The organism is Flavobacterium luteolum (assembly GCF_027111275.1).
Taxonomy (GTDB): domain Bacteria; phylum Bacteroidota; class Bacteroidia; order Flavobacteriales; family Flavobacteriaceae; genus Flavobacterium; species Flavobacterium luteolum.
The window spans coordinates 84983-106941 of the sequence record NZ_CP114286.1; the positions used below are offsets into that span (position 1 = coordinate 84983).

Sequence of the window (21959 nt, forward strand, 5' to 3'; positions counted from 1 at the left end):
TCGTCGAAATGACAAAACTGTGTCTTTATTATCTTTTAGTTATTAGACCTGACAGGTTTTAAAAACCTGTCAGGTCTAGAAATCGTTATATCTTAATACTTAATTCTCTATACTTAATTCTTCTTTACCTTTTTCTCCGGCGGTGCCACAAAATTCAATTTGCTTTTTCCTAAATCTTTAGACGTTGCAATGGCAATTCCTCTTTGTTCTGCTTTGTTAACGGCACAGTAAAAATGATAAACCACGCCATCATGTTTAACTACAAATGATTTATGCGCAAACATATCATCATAAGGTTCAGAAGATTTAACTAAATCATCTCCTTTCCAGTCGGTCCAGTTTACTAAATCATTTGAAACGGCAAAACGGTTAAAGGCACCTTGATTCCATCCCGTCCAGAAAGCTCCAAAATAGAACATAACCCAAGTATCATTAATACGCTGAATATAAGCATCTCCAGAAATTCCTTTATGATGATTGATTAAAGGTTTATCGCCATAACGTTTCCATGTTTTCATATCGTTTGATACTGCCATCGCAATACGCTCAGCACCTTTTGCAGGATTGATACTATCGCCACGGGCATTGTAATACATGATGAAATTGTGTCCTGTAACTTTGTCTTTATCACGAATCACGCTGTTTTTGTACATCGTACTATTATCCCACCACTTAGCGTCTTTGTCTTTTGGAGTCAAAACCGGATTTTCTAATCTCTGAAATTCGTGTGGTTTTATTGGTGCTTCTTTGGTATAAGCCATTCCGATTGATAAAACGCCAGCTTCATAACCTTTACTATCTCCGCCAAAATAACTCATCCAGTATTTGTCATCGTATTTTTCCCATTCGTAGCTTCCGCCCCAAGTTGGATCTTGCAACGAAATATATCCTGCTTTTTGGTTCACATCCCAGTGTTTTTCATTTTCTGAAAATGACATTACTTTTCCTAGATGTTTCCAATCTAAAAGATTGTCACTTTCTGCCAACCAAGTTTCGTAACCTCTTCCATCGTAAATTAAATACGTCATGTACCATTTTCCGTCTTTTCTAAATACACTTGGACAATCCATTTTATATGAGTTGTCGGTAGGAACCATTACCAAACCGTATTTATAAGGCGTTTTGATTTCCTCGTAAATCTCCTGCATCACGCTATCGGTAATTTCTCTTTTCTTGTATTTAGTCGCACAGCTGGTTATAGCAAGTGCTGAAATGGCTACGATTAGATATTTAATTTTCATTTTTATGTTTTTTTTTGCCTTTTAGGCGCTATCCCGATAGCTATCGGGACTAAGTTTTTTTTGTTTTCGAACGATTCAATCTCGCAATCCCGATAGCCATCGGGAGCAGACTCGCAAAGTTCAATTTTCTATACTCTATTCTCTATATTCTATATTCTAAAATCTTGCTTCTTGCATCTTTCATCTTCCCACTCTCTTCTATTTCTTCAACTCTTTTAATTTAGACTCCATAACGTCTTTATTCAGTTTTACTTTTACCATTCCTGTTGGATGAAATCTTCTTTTTAGGTCGATGGCGTTATATACTATGGTGTAAACGTCATTTCCTTCTGGAATTAAACAAAGTGGAGTTCGCATAATATCCCACCATTTAGCAACTTTGGTTTCGATTGGTAAATAATGTGCTTCTGCCCAATTGATTCCGTCTGCAGATAATGAATACGCAATCATATTTGGTAAATGATGTCCCCAACCGTCTGGACCTCCGTCGAAAATCGCGATGTACAGACCGTTTGGTAATTGACTCACAATTGGATTTTCTACGAATAACGGATGCATAGTCTTAATTGGTTCCAAACCTTTATTCATTCTCAACCAAGGGCCTTCTAAACTTTTAGATTCGGCTAAAGCTACAAACCAGCCTTTTCCAGATTTCTTCGGATAATCTGCCCATGAATTGAACGGATACGCACCGCTGTAAAATCCGAAGTATTTATCGCCTACTTTATATGGGAAAAAGGAAGCCACACCCTGACGCCCTTCCCAAGGTTGAGAATCTAGTCCAGGTTCCATGATGATTCCCATATCTTTGTAAGGTCCGCCAATTCCGTTGATTCCTTCAACCGTTGATTCACAACGCCAAATTCTTCCGAATGAATGATTTGGTTCTATTTCTTTACTTACCGTATACGCCAAATAATAGCCATACCATTTGTTTGCTTTTTCGTTGAAAATTGGCATATAAGACCAAATAGCTGCACGACGATCATTCATCGGGTTATCATCTTCTGTTACTGCATAAGTTCCGCTTGCTTGGTAAATAGTTGATTCTCTTTTCCAATGAATTGCATCTTTACTTGTCCAATGCCCTATTTTGGTTTTTACACGGTCATAATAGTAATCAACGCCTTTTTCACCTGCTCTTTCGGTTGGAAACATATGATACGTATCTCCGACTTTCACCACACGTCCGCCTTCAAAACCTCCCTGAATTCCTTCTGTTCCAGACATTCCTTCATCTATAACCGGTTTGTTTTCTCCGCCGATAATATCGAAAAGTGGTTTTTCATCTGAAAATCCTTCAACGATAAAAGTTGGATTCCAAAGTTTTCCGTCTGGTAATTTAACATCTCTCGCATTCAACTGCTGGTCACTTTTCAAAACTCCCAAAACAGCAAATAATCCTTTTTGATTTGGCAAAATAGTGTGAGTTCCTTTTCCGTACGGAATTGCATACACACTTACTGGCGGTAAACCTGTAATTGTAACTCCATTTTCAAGAATCTCATTATTATTTCCAATTTGATTTGCTTGTAGATATTCTGCATTTTTATCCTGAAAAACACCAATTAAAACCGTTACTGGTTCTTTAAACTTTAATTGCAATGGAGCATTAGTTCCGTTTTTATAATGATCTAAAGGAAGTTCAATACCCGTTAACCCTTGTAATTCTGGAGCAAAACGAACGATATTGTGTTTGCTTCCTGAAAATACATGAGCATATTGTATGGTTTTGAAAGTTTTGTAATTGGATTTTACAATTTCAAATGATGCTGGTTTCCATGCGGTGGTTTGTGCTGTGGCTTGGATGCAGACGGTTAATAGCATTAAGAATGCTGTTTTTAATTTGAAGCTGTATTTTGTGTTTTTTGAAAACATTGGTTTTTTTATTTTTTATTAACTCTGAATTTCTTCAATCTTGTCATTTCGAGGAACGAGAAATCTTCGCGAGAAACTCTACAAAGATTGGCGACATTCGGTGCGGAGCTACTTGCGAAGATTTCTCCTTCGTCGAAATGACAAACTGTACGTGACAATCTTTGTCTTTACGAGTGTGATTCCTCATTCCTGAGAATGACAAACTCGACGTTATAAACTATACCCTTAAGAACTAATTACTAGGAACTAATCACTCATTACTAAATAGCTTTGTAACTCACTTTATACTCCATATTCGGTTTTACAATCAATTGATATTTGTTTTTTGCTAATTCTGTAATCGTTCCAGAGTTTGTTTTGGGTTTGCTGGCACTTTCAAAAATCAATTTTCCCTCTCCTTCGCCTGCTTTTACTTTGATTTCTTTGGTACTGCAATACACGGCAACTTCTCCGTTTGGTGTTGGCACTTTTCCTTCCATCCACTTTAATCCTCCTAAATTTGGTTTAATTTCATATTGGGAATAACCCGGCGCAGTTGGTTTTACACCTAAATAATATTTCCCTAATAAGTAAATCGGACTTGCTCCCCAAGCGTGGCAAAGGCTTTTTCCGTAAGGACGGCCGTACATCGTTAAATGCTCCGTTCCTTTTTTGTTCGGATTGTATTCTTCCCAGAAAGAAGTTGCGCCTTCATTCAACATTCCGCCCCAATAATCTTTCATTTCTTTTAAAACGTAATTCTGTTCACCCATTGCGCATAATGCTTCCAATTCGTAAAAACGCATGTACGGTGTTGTAATTTGAAGAACATCTTTATTTAGTAGTACTTTCTTTTTTACGCTTTGTTTTTGTTCTTCATTAAAATAATTGAAGAAAATACCGAACATATTAGCGTATCTAGTTACAATATTTTGAATTTTACCGTCGATACGCTGGTGTTTCATTACGTTTTCCTTTTTATCCCAAAACACATCAAATAATTTCGTTTTTAAATCATTTCCTAATTTTTGATATTGCTTTTGGTCTTCGGTTTTACCAGCGATTTCAGCACTTACAGCCATTGCTTCTAAACTTCTTGCTAAAAGCATTTGCTCAAAACTCACTTCTCCCGTTTTTGGAAGTCCGTCTGCCCAATCAATAAAAACCCAATCGCCTTCTAATGGTTCCAGGAATCCATTTTTGTTTCTTCTTTCTAAACAGAAATCCATTAGTGATTTCATTCTTGGATAAAAAGTTTTGATGAATTTTGTATCGCCTGTGTGCAAGTAGTAATCGTAAACGCCAACAAACCAATAAAGCGAATAATCCATAATGATATTGACGTGAGCCGTTACAGGATCTTTCCCGCGAAGTGCTAACAATGTTCTTTCTACCGAAGCCGAATCAAAGAACAAATAATAATTCATTAAATAACTTTGATACGCATCGCCAGACCAAACCCAGCGGTCACGTTTGATTCCGTCGATAAAAAATTCACGAGACGTTAAATGCATGGTGTAAGCCGACACATCCCAAATTTTATTCAATTGCTCATCCGAAGATTTGAATGCGCCACGATAGTCTAATGGCAAATATTCATAAAGCATAGAAATAGAATCGTATTTTACCCCTGCATCTGCTTGCACCTGAACATAACGGAAAGCTTTTGAACCGTCATGTGTATAAGTTTCAGACTGTTTTCCGTCAAAAGATAAATGATCTAAAGTTTCACATTTGGCAGAATCTAAAGCTTCTTCACGAGATTCACCATAATAAAGCGCTAATTTGCCTTTTCCTTTTAAACCATGTATTTTAATGTAACCGAAAGTTTCTTTTCCAAAATCAACTAACTGACCCGCTCCTATTTTTTCTGTTTTTGTAGCGCTCAAAGGTTTAGTTGTTAGTTTAAAACCCGAAGGTTTATTTTCTGGCGAATTAAAATTCCAAGAACCAACAGGAACCCACGGCGTACCAGATTGCTGTGCTTTTCCAGTTTCATCAATCCAAAGTTTATCTTCGTTGGTTACTTTCCACGAAGCATCAGATTTAATGTATCTTCCGTTAATATAAATAGCCGGCAACACTTCCTGATTGTAAACTTTAAAGGAAATTTTGTGTTTTCCCGCAGGAACTGATATTGATTTTGGCTGTCCGTAAATTTGAACGCCATCTAAAAGTAATTGAAAAGGTCCTTCTGAGTAAATTTTCACTTCGTCTGGTTGTGGAATATCTACTTCTGTTTGAAAAGTAACCAAAGCATACGGACTGTAATATTGCCAAAGCGGAGGAAATACGGCTTCGCGTTCTGTACGTCTAACCTGCATTTTATTGCTTAACCAAACTTCAAAATCTCCTGGATACCAGATCCATGTCGCTTCTTTTGGTTTTTCTTGTGCTGAGGACAGCGAACAACAAAAAAGGGCAACAAAAAGAAGTAAAGTCTTAAAAATGGAAAAGCGGTTTAGCATAGTTAGTTTATTTTGGGACTAAAGATAAGTGTTATTTTTACATTTCACAACCTGTAGTATCCTGTTATTTCATAAAAAACTATGATTCTTGATAAATTTTTAAGGGAAAAATTATGACTTATCACTTTTTTAGTACTAAAAAAAATGATGTTAGAATTTTATGGGACACGGATGAGACGGATTCGCTATCGCGAGGACGCGGATGAAAAACGGATTTTAATTATTTATCCTTTTTTGTCATTTCGACGAAGGAGAAATCTTCGCAATTAACTCCGCAACGAAAACCCAATCTTTGTCGAGCTTCTCGTGGAGATTTCTCCTTCGTCGAAATGACAAAGACTGTGTTATTTTGGATAACTAAAAGAAAAAATCCGTCTAAATCCGCGTCCTCGCGATAGCGAATCCGTTTTATCCGCGTTCTAATTTAGGCTAACAATCTAAGCAATCATCTTTTCAGATTCATTTTCATCTTCTAAAATATAGTTAGAAGGCGTTTTGCCCAAATGCTTTTTAAACATATAAATAAAAGCACTCGCTGTTTCGTAACCCAAATCTAAAGCGATTTCCTTAATGGATTGTTTTTCGCCTAATCTTTTAATGGCTTCAAGTAATTTCATTCTGGTGCGCCAATCGCTGAAATTCATTCCCAATTCTTTTATGAATAATCGCGATAAAGTTCGGCTGCTCATAAAAGAAAGCTCGGCATAATAATCAATTGTTTGTTTACTCGAAACATCACTCATTAAAAGTTCTACCACTTTCTGTAGCCTTTCATCATTTGTAGTAGGCAAAAAAGTGGCGCTTGGCACTATTAGAGCCAGTTCGTCTAAAAAGACATAAATGATTCTTAATTGTGATTCTGTTAAGTTGCCACTTGTTCCAAAAGAAATAATTTTGAAAACCAATTGCTTTAAAAACATCGGAATATCAAACGAAAAACTCTTTTCTGGCAATCCTCCAATTGCAGAAGGATCAATAAAAACACTGTAATAGTTAACGTCTTTCTGAAAAGTAACTTGATGCTCTACTCCGCTTGGAATCCAAAGGCCTTGCAACGGATTTACAACCCAAATGTTATTGCCCACCACAACATTCATTACGCCACGAGTTGCGTAGATCAATTGTGCTCTTGGATGCGAGTGGGAGATACACATTTCGTTGTTAACTGTTTCAGTATAACCTATAACTGGGATCGAGGAATCTACTTGATATCCAAAATCCGTTGCTACTCTATATGTCCGATATTGACTATTCATTGTCCAAATATAGCAATTCTGACATTAGTATTCTTTTAATCTTTGCAAAAAATAATACAGCTGTTGTTTTTTAGTCTAATTTAAAAATCAAAAAATACCACATGGACACTATTAAAGCAAATCCTGACATAGTTAAAAAAACCACTTATTCCATCTTATTTATCATTAGTTTTTCTCATTTAATTAATGATCTTTTACAAGCTGTTGTTCCTTCAATTTATCCGCTTTTGAAAGATAATTTTAGTTTAAGTTTTACTCAAATTGGTATTATTACTTTGACTTACCAAATGGTAGCGTCTATTCTACAGCCATTTGTGGGAATGTATACCGATAAAAACTCAAAACCCTATTCGCTAATTGTTGGAATGTGTTTTACAATGGTTGGACTTTTCTTTGTTTCGATCGCTTCAAGTTTTATCAACTTATTATTATCCGTAAGTTTAATCGGAATTGGATCTTCGATTTTTCATCCTGAATCTTCACGTGTAGCGCATTTGGCTTCGGGCGGAAAAAGAGGTTTGGCGCAGTCTATTTTTCAATTGGGAGGAAATGCAGGAAGTGCGATCGGACCTTTATTAGCTGCATTTATTGTTATTCCGCACGGACAATCTTATATAGCTTGGTTTTGTATTATCGCATTAGTTGGTGTTTTTGCTTTGTACAAAATTGCGATTTGGTACACGGCACATTTATCGGAAAGAAATGCTAATAGAGCTTCTCACCAAATCGAGACGCATCATTTGTCTAAAAACAGAGTAATTGCTTCGTTAGTTATTTTATTGGTTCTGATTTTCTCTAAGTATTTCTACATGAGCAGTATTACGAGTTATTATACTTTCTTCTTGATAGATAAATTCCATATTACGATTCAGCAATCGCAAGTATATTTATTCTTGTTCTCGGGCGCTGTTGCTGCAGGAACTTTAATTGGAGGGCCAATTGGAGATCGTTATGGCAGAAAATACGTAATCTGGGTTTCTATTTTGGGTGTTGCTCCGTTTACTTTAATGTTGCCTTACGTTTCTTTATTCTGGGTTGGAACATTATCTGTAATTATCGGATTGATTCTTTCTTCGGCGTTTTCAGCAATTCTAGTTTATGCAACTGAATTAATGCCTGGAAAAGTCGGACTTGTAGCGGGTCTTTTCTTCGGATTTGCTTTCGGAATGGGTGGTTTAGGTTCTGCTATTTTAGGAAAAATTGCCGATGCTACAAGTATAGAATATGTATTTAAAATTTGTGCGTTTCTGCCTTTGATTGGTATTATTACTGGATTCTTGCCTAATTTGGAGAAGAAAAAGAAAACTCAAGAATAATTTTTTAAACACATAGCCCCGATAGCTATCGGGGATAGTATTTGTATTGTCTTAAAAGGCATTTCATTTCATAATAAAACACATAGTTTTCTCGATTGAAAGCTATGTGTTTTTTATTTCGTTTCAATTTCATTATTGGCTGTAATAATGATTTTATTTTGCTGATGTTCAATCGTTACGAAATTCCCGTAATTAAAACCGATTTTCTGAAGCCATTTTCCGCAAAGACGTATTTCTGGAAATATAACGTATCGATGATATGATCTTGCAATATGTTTTGGCTGTATTTTTAATCGTCTTTTTACCGATTGTTGAGTTATATTTTCTTGCTTCATACTTATTGATAATTTACACAAAATTACCATAAACAAACATTAAAAGAAAATAAATTTACATTAAATGTAAATTTTAATTTATTAAACTTTGATTTTCAAGTCTTTAAAATTTTGCGATATTTGCAGGAGAATTCATAAACTAGAAATGTGTCAAAAATAAATTTGAATAGAATAAAATCTGTTTTGGCAGAAAAAAATAGAAATGGTAAAGATTTAGCAAGTCATTTAGGAAAAACAGAAACCACTGTTTCTCGCTGGTGTACAAATGAAATTCAACCTTCTATTGAAACGCTTTACGAGATTTCTAAATATTTGAAGGTTGATATTCGGGAGTTGTTGGTTTCTACTGGAAATAAATCATAAAAAAGCGCTTTCTTATTAGGAAAGCGCTTTTTTATAAGTTTAAAAATAAAAATTTACGAAAAAGCTAAATCAGCACTGGTTAGCTTTACCTTTGGTTTACCTAATTTTATTACAGCATCTTGTACTTTAGTTTGATCTTCTTTTGAAAGGAATACTGGTATCAACACTGCTATTTCTATTTTTAATAATCGATTTATAACAATTAAATCTCTCAACGTAAATGGTTTAATACCATTCATAAGTTCAGACATATAAGTTTTGCTTTTATGACCTAAAATTAAAGCCAGGTTTTCCTGAGTCAATTCAAGTTCTTTGAGTTTCTTTCTTATTATTTGTTTTCTATTTTCAAGAAATAATCTCTCAAGTTCTGCTATGCGTTCAGACTTGTCACTTTCCAAAAGTTTTTCATCAGTAATTTCATTTACATCATTCCATTCCAAACTTTCATACTTCTCAATAATGTCACGCAAATTAGATCTTAAGTTTTTAAAATGTGTATTATCTTTCGCCAGAAGCCTTAATCTTCGGTCAGCAATAAGAGCTCTTTCGTAATCTAGTTCGTTTGTGATTATGCCTCTTTCTACTATTTTTTCTATATCAAAATGTGTTTTCATTATTCTATATAGCTATTTTTTCGCAACCATTTTTCAATAGTCGCTTTGTTATTTTTAAATGTTGATTCATATTCCAGATGCGTTCCTGCCCAAATAATTGTAGCCTCACCATCATCATCAAACTCAATCAATATAAGTGTCCTATGAATATTAATATTGAAGAAATAAAAACCGTCGCTGTGCACACAATCTGCATCATTTCTAATTTCGCAAATGGTATTTTCATTAGAATTAAACTTTTCTAAATCAAGAATTAACTTATCAATTTCATCGCATAGTTTTTTATTACCTATATTTTTCTTTTTAATTTTTAAAATCGTCTTTTTCCCAATAATCCTCATAATACCAACTTAGCAAAGATAATCAAAAGTTCTTGTATAAACCGAACTTTTAAACTATAGTTCATTTTAAATCCATTCAAATTTTACTGCAAGATTCCTATTTTCTTAAATTCAAAAAAGTCATCTCTCAGAGCAAACTTACAATTTTATCCTAACTATTAACAAGTATTTACTTTCTTTTTAGAGTTATTGTATTGTGTGTAATTTTTTTAAAAGCATAAAAAAAACGCTTCCTTTTATCAAAGAAGCGTTTTTAAATTATAAGAGTTTAAAGAAAATTTAATTCCCATTAAAAACCAAATACAAAACCAAAATCACCAATCCCAACAAACCAAACAAAAGCTTCACCTTTTTACTAGTTTTAGGAATATCAGTTTCATCTGAAACATTCACTTCAGGATTTTTATCGGTTAAAGAAATAATAACTGCTGTAATTAAAAGTACCGCAAAAATGTAAAACGAAATCAACAAAAAGTGAGGCCAAACGGGATATTTATCGGCTGGAAAAATCCATAGATACAAAACCCCAACAAACAAACTAAAAGCAGAACCCCAAGAAAGTGTTGCATTTACGGCTTTTTTCGTAGTGCGTTTCCAGAAAACACTCAAAAGGAAAACAACAGATAACGAAGGCGCCAAGAAACCTAAAACGGCTTGAAAAATGTTGAATAAATTCTGTCCCTTAATATTATCAATCGCAACAGCAATAAGAATCGCAAATACACATCCAGCAGCAATTGTTAATCGGCCAATTTTAATCTGATCCTGAATCGTAGCCGATGGGTTTATTTTCTTTACATAAATATCATTCGTGAAAACGGTGCTTAAAGCGTTTAACGAAGAACCAATTGTTCCCACCAAAACCGCAATCATCACACAAATTACCAAACCGTTCATTCCGCTTGGGAAAAGATTGGTAACCATTGTCATATAAGCTAAGTCTGAATTGCTTCCTAATTCGGGATATAACGCATAACATAAAATTCCAGGAAGAATAAACAATGGCAACGCCATAACTTTTAGCCATCCAATGAAGTTTACGCCCAATTGTCCCTGCTCCAGATTTTTAGCTCCTAAAACACTCTGCACCATCGATTGATCGGTGCAGAAAAAAGCAACAGCTGCTACAGGATATCCTAACAAAATAGCAGGCCACGGATAATGCGAATCATCTGAAGGACGAACTAAATTCCAAAAATTAGAAGGCGTTTTTGCAATTAAAACATCGATTCCGCCCAACTTTTGCAAGCCTAAAAAAGAAAGTGTCAGGGAAACTACAATCAGCAGAATCATTTGAAAAACATTCACTTTTGCAATTGCTTTTAATCCTCCCGCAAATGTAAAAATTCCAGAGAAAATCACTAAAACGGTAACGCTCTGCCACATCGGAATTCCCAGAATCTGACGTACTAAAACGCCTCCGCTGAATAATCCCAAAGACAGCCAGCTTACCAAAATTTTTACCAAAGCGTACCAAGCCAAAATATTCTGCGTACTGTCGCCGTAGCGTTTTCCCATATATTCGGGCATCGTGCTTACTTTACTTGCAATATATCTTGGCGCAAAAACCATTGCCAAGAGCAGTAAAAATACAAAAGCGTACCATTCGAAATTTCCTGCTACAATTCCCGTAGCGTAACCAATACTCGCAAAAGCCAATAACGACGAAGGCCCAACATTGGTTCCCCACATATTAAACCCGATGCTGTACCAGTTTAATGAATTTCCAGCCAGAAAAAGCGTTTCGTTTTTCTTTCTCTGTTTCATACTTACCACATATCCAATGACTAATAAAGCCACTAAATAACCCGCTACAATCACAAAATCGAGCGTGGTTAATTTATCGTAAATGCTGTTCATAGTCCGTATTCGTTAAGAATATCGGCAATTTTAACCGGCATTTCTGTTTGCAAAGATTTATCCATTGCTTGTAACAAAGCCACAGTTCCAATTCCTTCTTCCATGTTTGGATAAGCTTCAAAACCTTGTTCGATACTATCTGTAAAATATTCTAAATAATTCTGATATTCGCCGCCGTGATGACTTTGTCCTTCAAAACGGAAATAATATTTTATTGTACTGTCGCCCCAAGTAATCACTTTTTCTTCGCCAGTTCTATCTGTAATCGCATAGCGTAATTCGTGATAATCAGCTTGGCTAGCTCCTTCTGTAGCTCTTAAAATCGTACTCATTCCGCTGTCGCGTTGTGCTGGCTGTGTTGGCGAAGTGTAAACACCGCTTACACGAGCAATTCTTCCATCGGTTGCTTTAAAGATAAAATGCATCGTATCTTCATTCTTCAATCCAGCACTTTGTCCGTTACTGCTAATCATTCCATACCCCATCACTTCCTGAATATTTGGCAAATACCATCTGATGAAATCTACAGGATGACTCAAACCTCCGTACAGCCATTTAAACGATTGCAAAAGTGACCATTCTTTCTTTAAAAACCATCTATGGTCGGCGTGATACTGTGCTTCAATGGTAATCAAATCTCCAATTAAACCTGCTTCATAATCGGCTCTTTGTCTTTTTGCTGGTTCGAAAAAACGGGAACTTTGACCAATAAAAACTTTCTTTCCAGTTGATTTGCTTAATTCTAAAAGCTCTTTAGCATCAGAAAGATCGTCTATAAAAGGTTTGGTACAAACAACATGTTTTCCATGCAACAAAGCTTGTTTTACATGTTGTGCATGCAGATGATCTGGCGTATAAATCGCAATAATATCAATTGACGAATCGTTTAATAAATCGTCGTAATTGGTTGTGTACGAATGAAAATCGAATTCTTTTGCACGTTGCTTGCACAATTCTTCATTTCGGTCACATATTTTAACAAGTTCTAGTTTTGAACTTTCGATAGCAGCCGACATTGTGCTTCGTCCTTCTCCAAGTCCCAGAATGGCTATTTTTAACATGAGGTGTGGTTATTTTAGATTGTTGAGTTTAGATTTTAGATTTTTTTGCCACAGATTAAAAGGATTTTCACAGATTAGAAAAAATCATTTTAATCCTTTTAATCTGTGGCAAAATATTATTTCGTTTCTACTTTGTTTAAGAAAATCCAGGTTTCGTCTGCTTTTGCGCCTTCAATTCCTGATTGGTATTTTTTCATTAAGGCGTTCCATTCGTCTACACGCGGATTGTTTTCAGTTGTTTTCGGATTTAGTTTATCCAAACTTTCTCCTTTCGGAATACTGATTACCAAGATCAATTGTCTGTCTTTTTTGAAAACCTGCAATTGCTGGAAATCGGCATTACAGAAACCTTTGGCTACTTCTGGCCATTTTTCGAATTGTGTTTTATGATACTCCACATATTCTTTTTGCAGTTTTTCATCAGCAGGAAGATTCGCTGTTAAAATAATATTCTCCCAATCTGATGCAGGTTTGGAATCTTTACATCTTTCGAAGTTTTGGAAGTCGTAAACCAAATCCTCATAGATTTTAATTTCTAAAGAAGGAAAAGCTCCAGCTAATTTTCGTTTTGTCCTTTCCGGCTGATTCATTTTTCCGTAAATCACCAAATGATTTTTCCATTGGTACAATTCCTGACCAACGATTCTAAATCCAGTTAAAGTTGATTTAATTTTTTCGATATCAAAATCAGAACCTATCAATTCAATCGCATACGGTTTTGGCATTTCCTGCAATCCCCATTTTTCATCGATTACGACTTCTTTTTCTAAATCTTTATAAGGCGCTCTAATTCCCGCAGCATCTTTTATCTTAGTGCTTACATACGGATCATTGTGTTCCCAAATATTCCCTTTTGGACCATTATGGTTTTTAAGTATTTTCTTTTCGGCAATCCAATTGTTTTTAATCGTAAAACCTTCACTTCCTTCATCAGTATACAAATACAGCCATAAAAACGGATCGTGTGCGTATGGACTATTGTAAACCTTGTCGATATAATTTTCTTCAATTCGACTGCCAGGTTGAGCCGAAAGCGTGTAAATTCCAGCAACATCATGTAAATGTTTGGCATAATGATGAATTTTATTCGCCAAAATTTTATTGTTCTGCATCACGTTTGGCGTGTGCGTCCAACCCCAACCCATTGCCATACCAGAATAGGAAACATCTGAAATTTCGTTGTGTTCAATTGTAATATTTCGAACAAAACCAGCGCTGATTCCCAGAGTTCCCCAATCTTCATTGGTTACGTTGGTGATCAAATTATCTGAAATCACTTCATCAGAACACATTTCTCTTTCATCTTTTATGATTAAAGGCAAATGCGCTTCAAAAGCTTCTTCAGAGAAAATTCCAACATTAATGGCACTTCCGCCAATATCTTTAAATAAATTTCCTTTTACAGTATTATGATTTGTTCCTTTATTTAAATCTAAACCAGTCGAAGCCAAATGCTCAAAACGGCACGATTCAAATTGAATATTATTAGCATAATTTACTTCAACCGCTGCACGAGGTCTACCAACCCACGCCTGATTTTCTAAATTCGCCTGATTTGGCGTTCCTGGAACTTTCAGTTTATAAGCATCCAACAAATACAATCCAGACTGCAACGGCACATGACCTTGCTGCGATGGACGAAGCCAATTGCTGTATTGAAACGAAATTCCTTTAAATTGAAAATGATGAACAGGAGAATCGATTGTCCCTTTTACTTCAACCAGATTTTCTAAAACAGGCGCAGTTACAATTGCCGAATTAATTTCTTCTCCAGCTCTTGGAATATAATAGATTTTAGCATTTTTCTTGTCCAAATACCATTCTCCAGGTTCGTTTAAAAGCGAAAGAGCGTTGTTTAAGAAATAAGCCGAATTTCCGTTGTTTTTAGAAATCCACGGTGCAGGCCACGGATGCTCGCTTTGAATACGGCTTTCTGGTTCTTCAAACGAAAGTTTGGCGCTGTCTTTTTGTACTTCGATATTTTTAATACGCAAGTTGGCATTCGACCACCATTGCACGATAAACATTTCCATTCCCGGTTCGAACTTTACCGATTTATCCTTAAACGGAATCCAGCAGGTTTGTTCCTGATGATTCCATGATAAAATACGCTCCATTGTAGTTCCGGCAGTATTTTTGGCTCTTACAGCTTTTTTACCGTTTACCCATAACTGTCTGTAGTCAATCAAACTTCCTGCTTTTTTAGGAGCATCGGCTACCCAAACTGATCCTTTTTTAAGTCCGTTGATAACGGTTGTCGATTTTGTCCAGTTTTTAATTTCGATTCCGCCGCTTATAATGGGTCTTGCATTTACATCGGCTTCAATTGTTGTCGGACTTTCTGCTGTTCCAGAATCTTCTGGTCGTACAAATAAAGGTTCGTTTAAATAATACGTTCCATTCATTACTATAATTCGAATTCCGTCTTTTATTGATGGATCTTTTAAACGACGAAGTTCTCTGGCTTTTCGCATTGCCATGTGAACCGTTGCCAGCGGATTTGATTTTGTTCCGAGGTTTGAATCTTTTCCTGATGGCGACACCCAGATTTCAGCTCCACTTGCCGAAAGTGTGAATACCAGTAAAAAAACAATCAGTAATTTGTTGAAGGAAATTAAATGCATTATTTATAGTATTGATTTTTTTCTTTAGATAAAATTACGAGGCATTTATTTAAAGCGCTATAATTTTTACAAATAAATGTATTTTTAACACTTTTACCAAATAATTGGGACAATTTAAAAGAATATAAAATGACAGGCATCCTGTACCCTCCTGTAATATAGACTTTGAGACCTTAACTTTGAAAATTTGGCTTTTAATTATCTTCTAATTTCCCAATCAAAAAAAGTTAAATTCATAAAAAATCTGTTATAAACTCTTCTAAAATGTCATTTCATATTATTTTTTTAATAGATTTGTGTAATCGATTACATTGAATATTTCAAATTAAAAAACTATAATTTTATTTATTGAATAAAAATTCACATGATAAAAAACTGAATTAATAGTAAATCGATTTCCTGAAAAACTTTTAACTATAATACAAATAAGAATGAAAACTAACCGAATTAACCTTTTATGTGTAGCCCTAGCCTCTTTTGCTTTGAGTTTCAATACAGCTTCGGCACAAAAAACTGCTGACACGTATAAAAATATTGAGTTTAAAATGGCTGAAATCCAAGAGCCTGTAATTCCGAATTACAGTGTGAATCTAAAAGACTTTGGAGCAGTAAATGGTGGTTATGTTTTGAATACAAAAGCTTTTGCAGATGCCATTGATGCACTTTCGAAAAAAGGCGGCGGAAAATTAATTATCCCTCCTGGGATCTGGCTTACAGGCCCAATTATATTAAAAAGTAACATTGAGATGCATGCTGAAAGGGGTGCTCTGATAAAATTTTCTCCAGACAAAACTTTGTATCCTTTAGTTGAAACCAATTTTGAAGGTCTAAACACCTGGCGTTGTATCTCTCCTATCTATGGTAAAAATCTAGAAAATATAGCATTTACAGGAAATGGTGTATGGGATGGTTCGGGAGAAGTATGGAGACAGGTTAAGAAAAGTAAAGTAACGGAAAGCCAATGGAAAGAAGTAATTTCAAGAGGTGGTGTTTTAAATAAAGAAAAAACGAGCTGGTATCCTTCGGAGGTTTTTATGAATGCCTCAAAAGGTGCTGACCAAAATGTGCGCCCAGATTTAAAAACAAAAGAAGAATTTGAAACCATTCATGATTTTCTGCGTCCAGTAATGGTAAGCATTCAAAACAGTAAAAGAGTTTTATTTGACGGACCTGTTTTTCAGAATTCTCCAGCATGGAATATCCATCCTTTTATGGTAGAAGATTTGATTGTTCGAAATGTAAGCGTCCGTAATCCTTGGTATTCTCAAAACGGAGACGGGCTTGATGTAGAATGCTGTAAAAATGTATTGATTGAAAATTCTAGTTTTGATGTGGGAGACGATGCCATCTGTATTAAATCTGGAAAAGATAAAGACGGACGTGAAAGGGGTATTCCTTGCGAAAACATTGTAGTGAGAAACAATATCGTGTATCACGGTCACGGAGGAGTTACAGTAGGAAGCGAAATGTCTGGCGGTGTAAAAAACCTTCATGTATCTAATTGCACCTTTATGGGAACAGATGTAGGACTTCGTTTTAAAAGTGCCCGCGGAAGAGGTGGTGTGGTAGAAAATATATTTATTTCGGATATATATATGACTGATATTCCGTCTCAGGCTATTTCTTTTAATTTGTATTATGGTGGAAAATCAATAGCTGAAACACTGGAAGAAGGTGGCGATAAAATCGTTAATAAAGCAATGCCTGTAACGGTTGAAACACCTCAATTCAAAAACATTAAGATTAAAAACATCACTATTAAAGGTGCTCAGCAAGCAGTATTTTTACAAGGTCTTCCTGAAATGAATTTAGAAAATATTGAAATCACAAATCTAATTGCGAAAGCACAAAAAGGCTTTTCTATAATTGATGCTAACGGAATTAAAATCAGCAACGCACAATTGGATATTGAGGCTAAAAATGCTTTCGAAATTTACAATACTAAAAACCTTTCGCTGAAAAACATCGAGTTTAATCCTTCTTCATCAAATGCGATTACAATTAATGGTGAAGCGAGCAATAATATTGATTTAAGCGGTTCTTCTGCTAATTTTTCTAAGACGACTACTATCGATAAAAACGTGCCTAAGAAAGCTGTTAAATTCTAAAAACGAGATTCTATGTTCAATTCCATAAACAGCTCGAAATTACTGGCATCTGCGTTTTGTGTTTTTTCATTTTTATGTTCTAATGCACAGTCAAATAGCGAAATCAGCACAAAACCTTTTACTGATGGCACCAATCATTGGTACTTTATAAAAGACAAAACCAATATCATAAATCCGATTCCGAATCAGCCGAAATATGCTGAAACGGATTATACTAAAATTGCAGATAATATTCTGTATTTCCAGCGTGATAATGGCGGGTGGCCAAAGAATTATGATATGAAAGCTATTTTGACGCCACAACAGATTGATAGTGTAGTTAAAACAAAATATATTGAACATACTACTTTTGATAATGAAACAACCTATACGCACATCCATTATCTGGCGCAGGTCTATACGCTCACAAAAGATCCGAAATATAAAGATGGATGCCTACGCGGCATTAATTTCACCATAAAAGCGCAATATCCAAATGGAGGCTGGCCACAATATTTCCCTTTAGAAAAAGGCTATAGCCGACACATTACTTTTAATGATGGAGCGTATATGGGAATCATGAATCTTTTAAAAAAGATTGTAAATAATGATCCTGATTATGCTTTTATTGATGCTAAAACCCGAAAAAAAGTAGCCAATGCTTACCAAAAAGGATTGGATTGCATTTTGAAAATGCAAATTAAAGAAAACGGAAAATTGACTGCTTGGTGCCAGCAACACGACGAAATAACACTTGAACCTGCATGGGCACGCAAATTTGAACCGCCAAGCATCTGTAATGCCGAAAGTGTCGATGTAGTTTTGTTTTTAATGGATATTGATAATCCTGACGCAAAAATTATTAATGCGGTACAAGGCGCCGTAAAATGGTTTCAGGATTCTAAAATCTATAATACCAGAGTTGAAAGTTTTGCTGCTGAAGAAATGGAATCCAAATACAAGAAAATCAAAAATGATGTGAGGGTTGTACACGATACAACTGCTCCGCCTATTTGGACTCGTTATTACGAATTAAAAACACATCGTCCTTTATTCTCTGATCGTGACAGTGAGTTTTTATATTCTTTAGCTGAAGTAAGCAGAGAAAGAAGAACAGGTTATGCTTGGTATACCGATAAACCTGAAAAGGCCTTGAAGAAATATCCTGAATGGCAGAAGAAATGGGCTCCTGAAAATAATGTTTTAAAAAATTAGAGATAATTTTTAACATTTCGACCGAAGTCACATTTTCAAATATAGCCCGTGGTTTCAACCACGGGGACGCAATATTGTAACGTCTCGCATTGTGTTCCCGTGATTGAAACGACGGGTTATGTTTTTTTATTATTCTAATAATAGGCCAAAGGCCTCAAAGCATCACCATAGGGCTTCGCCCCATGAATTGATATACACCAGCAATCATAAAGCCCTGAAAGGGCGTAAGCGTAATCTTCATGTAATTGCTTACGCCCTTTCAGGACTTTTTTACGTATGCCTATCTGCTGTCAGTGGGCGTTGCCCAGTGTTCATGGTATGAGCCTTTCAGGCTCTTATAATCTATGAGCTGACTTATAACTTATAACTTATAAAACTCCTTCGCATTCTCAAACCAAATCTTGTTTTGATCTTCAATTGAAAACTTTGAAATATAATCTTCTAAAGTTTTCACCACTTCATTATAATCAGAAGCAACATTAAGAACTGGCCAATCTGATCCATACATTAATTTATCAACTGCAAAGTTCTCAAAAATAACATCTAAATACGGCTTTAAATCTTCTGGTTTCCAGTTTTTCCAATCGGCTTCTGTGACCATTCCTGAGATTTTACACCAGACGTTTTCATACTTTGCAATTTCTTCAATACCATTTTTCCAAGAATCAATACTTCCTGATTTGATATTTGGTTTTGCAATATGATCGATTACAAATTTTTGGTTTGGAAAATCTTGAACTAAACTAATTGCTGCTGGTAATTGACGTTCAAAAATCAGTATATCGTAAGTATAATTGAATGGCTTTAAAGCTGCGATTCCTCTTCTAAATTCCTTTCCAAACATAAAATCATCTGCTTCGCCTTGGACTACGTGTCTAAAACCTTTCAGCTTTTTTTGATCTGAAAAGAATTGCAAACGTTCAGCAATATTCTCATTTCGTAAATCGATCCAGCCGACAACTCCTTTTATGAAATCATTTTTAGAAGCCAAATCCAATAAAAAATGCGTTTCTTCTTCCGATTGGCTAGCCTGAACAGCAACACAGCCTTCAAACTGATTTGCATTTAATAATGGCTGTAAATCTTCAGGAAGAAAATCTCTTTGGATATTCTGCATCGTTTCATCAATCCAGCTGTCTCTAACGGGATCAAACTTCCAAAAATGCTGATGGGAATCTATTCTTTTACTCATAACTTTTTAATTAACATCGCTGATTAATGCGCGATCTAAATGTACGTAACCTCCATCCACAAAAACAAATTGTCCCGTAGTATGCGATGATTTTTCTGAAATAACAAAAAGAGCCGTATCCGCAATTTCTTCTGTTTTGGTCATACGACTTTCTAACGGAATACTTTTATTGATTTTATTCAAAACAGTTTGTCCGTCTGGCAATGTTTTAATCCAATCTTCGTAAGCTGGCGTATAGCTTTCTGCAATAATAATCGCGTTTGAACGAATTCCGTACTGAATCAAATCTACTGCCCATTCTCTGGTCAATCCCAAAACGCCGCCTTTCGCAGCAGCGTAACCAGAAGTTCCTCCCTGCCCTGTTAAAGCCACTTTTGAACCAATATTTAAAATATTTCCTCTTGATTCTTTTAAGTATGGAAGTGCATATTTAGCCAATAAAAAATAACTTACCACATTCAATTTCAATGAATTCATAAATTCCTCGTAGCTAGAATCTAATCCTGCACCATCATTTACACCAACGTTATTAATTATGGCATCAATTCTCCCATATTTAGCTCCAATTACTTTTACAGCATTTTCTATCGCAAAAGGATCGGTTACATCAGTTTGTACAAATAGTGAATTAACACCTCTTATCTGAAGTCTTTCCACATACTCGAAACCTCTTGCATTTCTGTCAACTAAAACCGGAATTGCGCCTTCATCTGCCAATCTGTTAACGATCGTTTCTCCGATACTGCCTTCTTTTCCAGCTGAACCAGAAACGACAACTATTTTATTTTTTAAGTTTAAATCCATTTTTGTGGGTATTAAAGTTTAGTAGTTAGATTTTAAAACACATAGAAACATAGATTTTTAAACCGCTAAAAGGCGTTTCACTTGCATTAAAACACATAGCTATGTGTTAAGAAATTAGTTTCTTTTCTATTCTCTTTTACAAACAATAAAAATCTATGTTTCTATGTGTTTAATATTTATTCAGCATTTTGTCAATCCTGACGAAGGAAGGATCACACTAGAAATTCCGCAATCTAAATCGTCAATCTTTGTGGATCAACTAATGCGATCCTTCCTCCGTCAGGATGACAAACAGTACTTTTAATATACTCTTATTCTATTTCAATCAACGCTTTGATCACATTATTCTTTGGATCAATCAGTTTCCCAAAATCAGTAATCATTTCAGCAAAACTCGTTCTGTGCGTGATATACTTTTTCGGATCGATTTTTCCTTCTTTCAGACATTTCATTACATATTCGAAATCTTCGATTGTTGCATTTCTACTGCTCATCAAAGTCGATTCTCTTTTGTGGAAATCAGGATGACTAAAGCTTAATTCGCCTTTTTGAAGTCCAACCAAAACAAATCTTCCGCCATGCGAAATATAATTAAAAGCACTATTCATTACTTTCTGGTTTCCTGTAGCGTCAATAACCACATTTGCCATATCACCGTTTGTCAATTCAGCTAATTTTTGCGCAACATCATCGTTTAACGGATTAATAGTTTCGTCTGCATTTAGTTCCGTTTTACAGAAGCTTAATCTGTAATCGTTAATATCCATTACAATTACTTTTGCTCCAGCGATTTTAGCAAACTGAATCAAACCAATTCCAATTGGCCCTGCTCCCATTACCAAAACGGTATCAGTTGGTTTTACAGCCGCTCTTCTAACTCCGTGCGCTGCAATTGCCAAAGGTTCAACCAAAGCCAATTCATCATAATCTAAACCTTGACCATGCAATAAATATTGTTCTGGAATTGAAACATATTCAGCCATTCCGCCGTCAATATGAACTCCGAAAACTTTAATATTTACACAGCAGTTTGTTAATCCGTTTCTACAAGCCACGCATTTTCCACAATTGAAATACGGAATAAACGTAACTTTATCTCCCGGTTTAAAACCCGCAGCATTTCCTTTTACATATTCTGCAGCCAATTCGTGACCTAAAATTCTTGGATATTCAAAATAAGGTTGAGTTCCGCCAAAAGCGTGAATATCAGTTCCGCAGATTCCGATTCTTTTAATTTTCAATAAAACTTCTCCCTCTTTTGGTTCTGGAATACTGGTTTCTTTTAATAGAAATTCCTGAGGTTTTTCGCAAACAATATATTTCAT

17 protein-coding genes are annotated in these 21959 nt (G+C 35.3%); 4 read left to right on the top strand and 13 right to left on the bottom strand.

What is annotated here, in order from left to right:
- Window positions 1-113 precede the first annotated feature (113 nt).
- From OZP10_RS00230 to OZP10_RS00245, 4 genes are all read right to left on the bottom strand, one after another.
- Entirely contained in the window at window positions 114-1241 is a 1128-nt protein-coding gene (locus OZP10_RS00230; protein ID WP_281632964.1) for a glycoside hydrolase family protein, read from the bottom strand.
- Between the two features lie 198 nt (window positions 1242-1439).
- Window positions 1440-3119, bottom strand: a complete 1680-nt coding sequence (locus OZP10_RS00235) for a glycoside hydrolase family protein (RefSeq protein WP_281632965.1) — start codon at window positions 3117-3119, stop codon at window positions 1440-1442.
- Between the two features lie 260 nt (window positions 3120-3379).
- Window positions 3380-5566 (bottom strand): alpha-L-rhamnosidase-related protein, encoded by a 2187-nt coding sequence (locus OZP10_RS00240; RefSeq protein WP_281632966.1) that lies wholly within the window; start codon window positions 5564-5566, stop codon window positions 3380-3382.
- A gap of 437 nt (window positions 5567-6003) precedes the next feature.
- Complete coding sequence (locus tag OZP10_RS00245) at window positions 6004-6822, bottom strand: AraC family transcriptional regulator (RefSeq protein WP_012026080.1); 819 nt, start codon at window positions 6820-6822, stop codon at window positions 6004-6006.
- Window positions 6823-6923: 101 nt separating this feature from the next.
- Here OZP10_RS00245 and OZP10_RS00250 point away from each other — a divergent pair, with 101 nt between their 5' ends.
- Window positions 6924-8138: an MFS transporter gene (locus OZP10_RS00250; RefSeq protein WP_281632967.1), complete on the top strand. Its 1215-nt coding sequence runs from the start codon at window positions 6924-6926 to the stop codon at window positions 8136-8138.
- A gap of 113 nt (window positions 8139-8251) precedes the next feature.
- Here the strand turns inward: OZP10_RS00250 and OZP10_RS00255 are convergent, their stop codons facing one another.
- Window positions 8252-8473 carry a SymE family type I addiction module toxin gene (locus OZP10_RS00255; protein WP_281632968.1) on the bottom strand — a complete coding sequence of 74 codons (222 nt, stop codon included), beginning with the start codon at window positions 8471-8473 and terminating at the stop codon, window positions 8252-8254.
- Between the two features lie 162 nt (window positions 8474-8635).
- On the opposite strand from OZP10_RS00255, the gene OZP10_RS00260 reads away from it, so the two are divergent.
- A complete protein-coding gene (locus OZP10_RS00260) occupies window positions 8636-8836 on the top strand; it encodes a helix-turn-helix transcriptional regulator (protein ID WP_281632969.1) in 201 nt (66 codons plus the stop codon).
- A 53-nt stretch (window positions 8837-8889) separates the two neighbouring features.
- Here the strand turns inward: OZP10_RS00260 and OZP10_RS00265 are convergent, their stop codons facing one another.
- From OZP10_RS00265 to OZP10_RS00285, 5 genes are all read right to left on the bottom strand, one after another.
- Window positions 8890-9450, bottom strand: a complete 561-nt coding sequence (locus OZP10_RS00265; RefSeq protein WP_281632970.1) for a helix-turn-helix domain-containing protein — start codon at window positions 9448-9450, stop codon at window positions 8890-8892.
- Window positions 9450-9791, bottom strand: coding sequence for a type II toxin-antitoxin system HigB family toxin (locus tag OZP10_RS00270; RefSeq protein WP_281632971.1), 342 nt, complete (start codon window positions 9789-9791; stop codon window positions 9450-9452). Before OZP10_RS00270 ends, OZP10_RS00265 begins: the two co-directional genes overlap by 1 nt.
- A gap of 279 nt (window positions 9792-10070) precedes the next feature.
- Window positions 10071-11651 carry a sodium:solute symporter gene (locus tag OZP10_RS00275; RefSeq protein ID WP_281632972.1) on the bottom strand — a complete coding sequence of 527 codons (1581 nt, stop codon included), beginning with the start codon at window positions 11649-11651 and terminating at the stop codon, window positions 10071-10073.
- Window positions 11648-12712 (bottom strand): Gfo/Idh/MocA family protein, encoded by a 1065-nt coding sequence (locus tag OZP10_RS00280; RefSeq protein ID WP_281632973.1) that lies wholly within the window; start codon window positions 12710-12712, stop codon window positions 11648-11650. Before OZP10_RS00280 ends, OZP10_RS00275 begins: the two co-directional genes overlap by 4 nt.
- 116 nt (window positions 12713-12828) lie before the next feature.
- On the bottom strand, window positions 12829-15336 hold the full coding sequence (locus OZP10_RS00285) for an L-rhamnose mutarotase (RefSeq protein ID WP_281632974.1): 2508 nt from the start codon (window positions 15334-15336) through the stop codon (window positions 12829-12831).
- 431 nt (window positions 15337-15767) lie between these two features.
- Here OZP10_RS00285 and OZP10_RS00290 point away from each other — a divergent pair, with 431 nt between their 5' ends.
- Both OZP10_RS00290 and pelA read left to right on the top strand, forming a co-directional pair.
- A complete protein-coding gene (locus OZP10_RS00290; protein WP_281632975.1) occupies window positions 15768-17444 on the top strand; it encodes a glycoside hydrolase family 28 protein in 1677 nt (558 codons plus the stop codon).
- Window positions 17445-17456: 12 nt separating this feature from the next.
- Window positions 17457-18638 (top strand): pectate lyase, encoded by a 1182-nt coding sequence (gene pelA, locus OZP10_RS00295; RefSeq protein WP_281632976.1) that lies wholly within the window; start codon window positions 17457-17459, stop codon window positions 18636-18638.
- Between the two features lie 361 nt (window positions 18639-18999).
- Here the strand turns inward: pelA and OZP10_RS00300 are convergent, their stop codons facing one another.
- The 3 genes from OZP10_RS00300 to OZP10_RS00310 form a co-directional block, all read right to left on the bottom strand.
- Entirely contained in the window at window positions 19000-19830 is an 831-nt protein-coding gene (locus tag OZP10_RS00300; RefSeq protein WP_281632977.1) for an amidohydrolase family protein, read from the bottom strand.
- A 6-nt stretch (window positions 19831-19836) separates the two neighbouring features.
- Window positions 19837-20634, bottom strand: a complete 798-nt coding sequence (locus OZP10_RS00305; RefSeq protein WP_281632978.1) for an SDR family oxidoreductase — start codon at window positions 20632-20634, stop codon at window positions 19837-19839.
- A 311-nt stretch (window positions 20635-20945) separates the two neighbouring features.
- Complete coding sequence (locus OZP10_RS00310; RefSeq protein WP_281632979.1) at window positions 20946-21959, bottom strand: zinc-binding alcohol dehydrogenase family protein; 1014 nt, start codon at window positions 21957-21959, stop codon at window positions 20946-20948.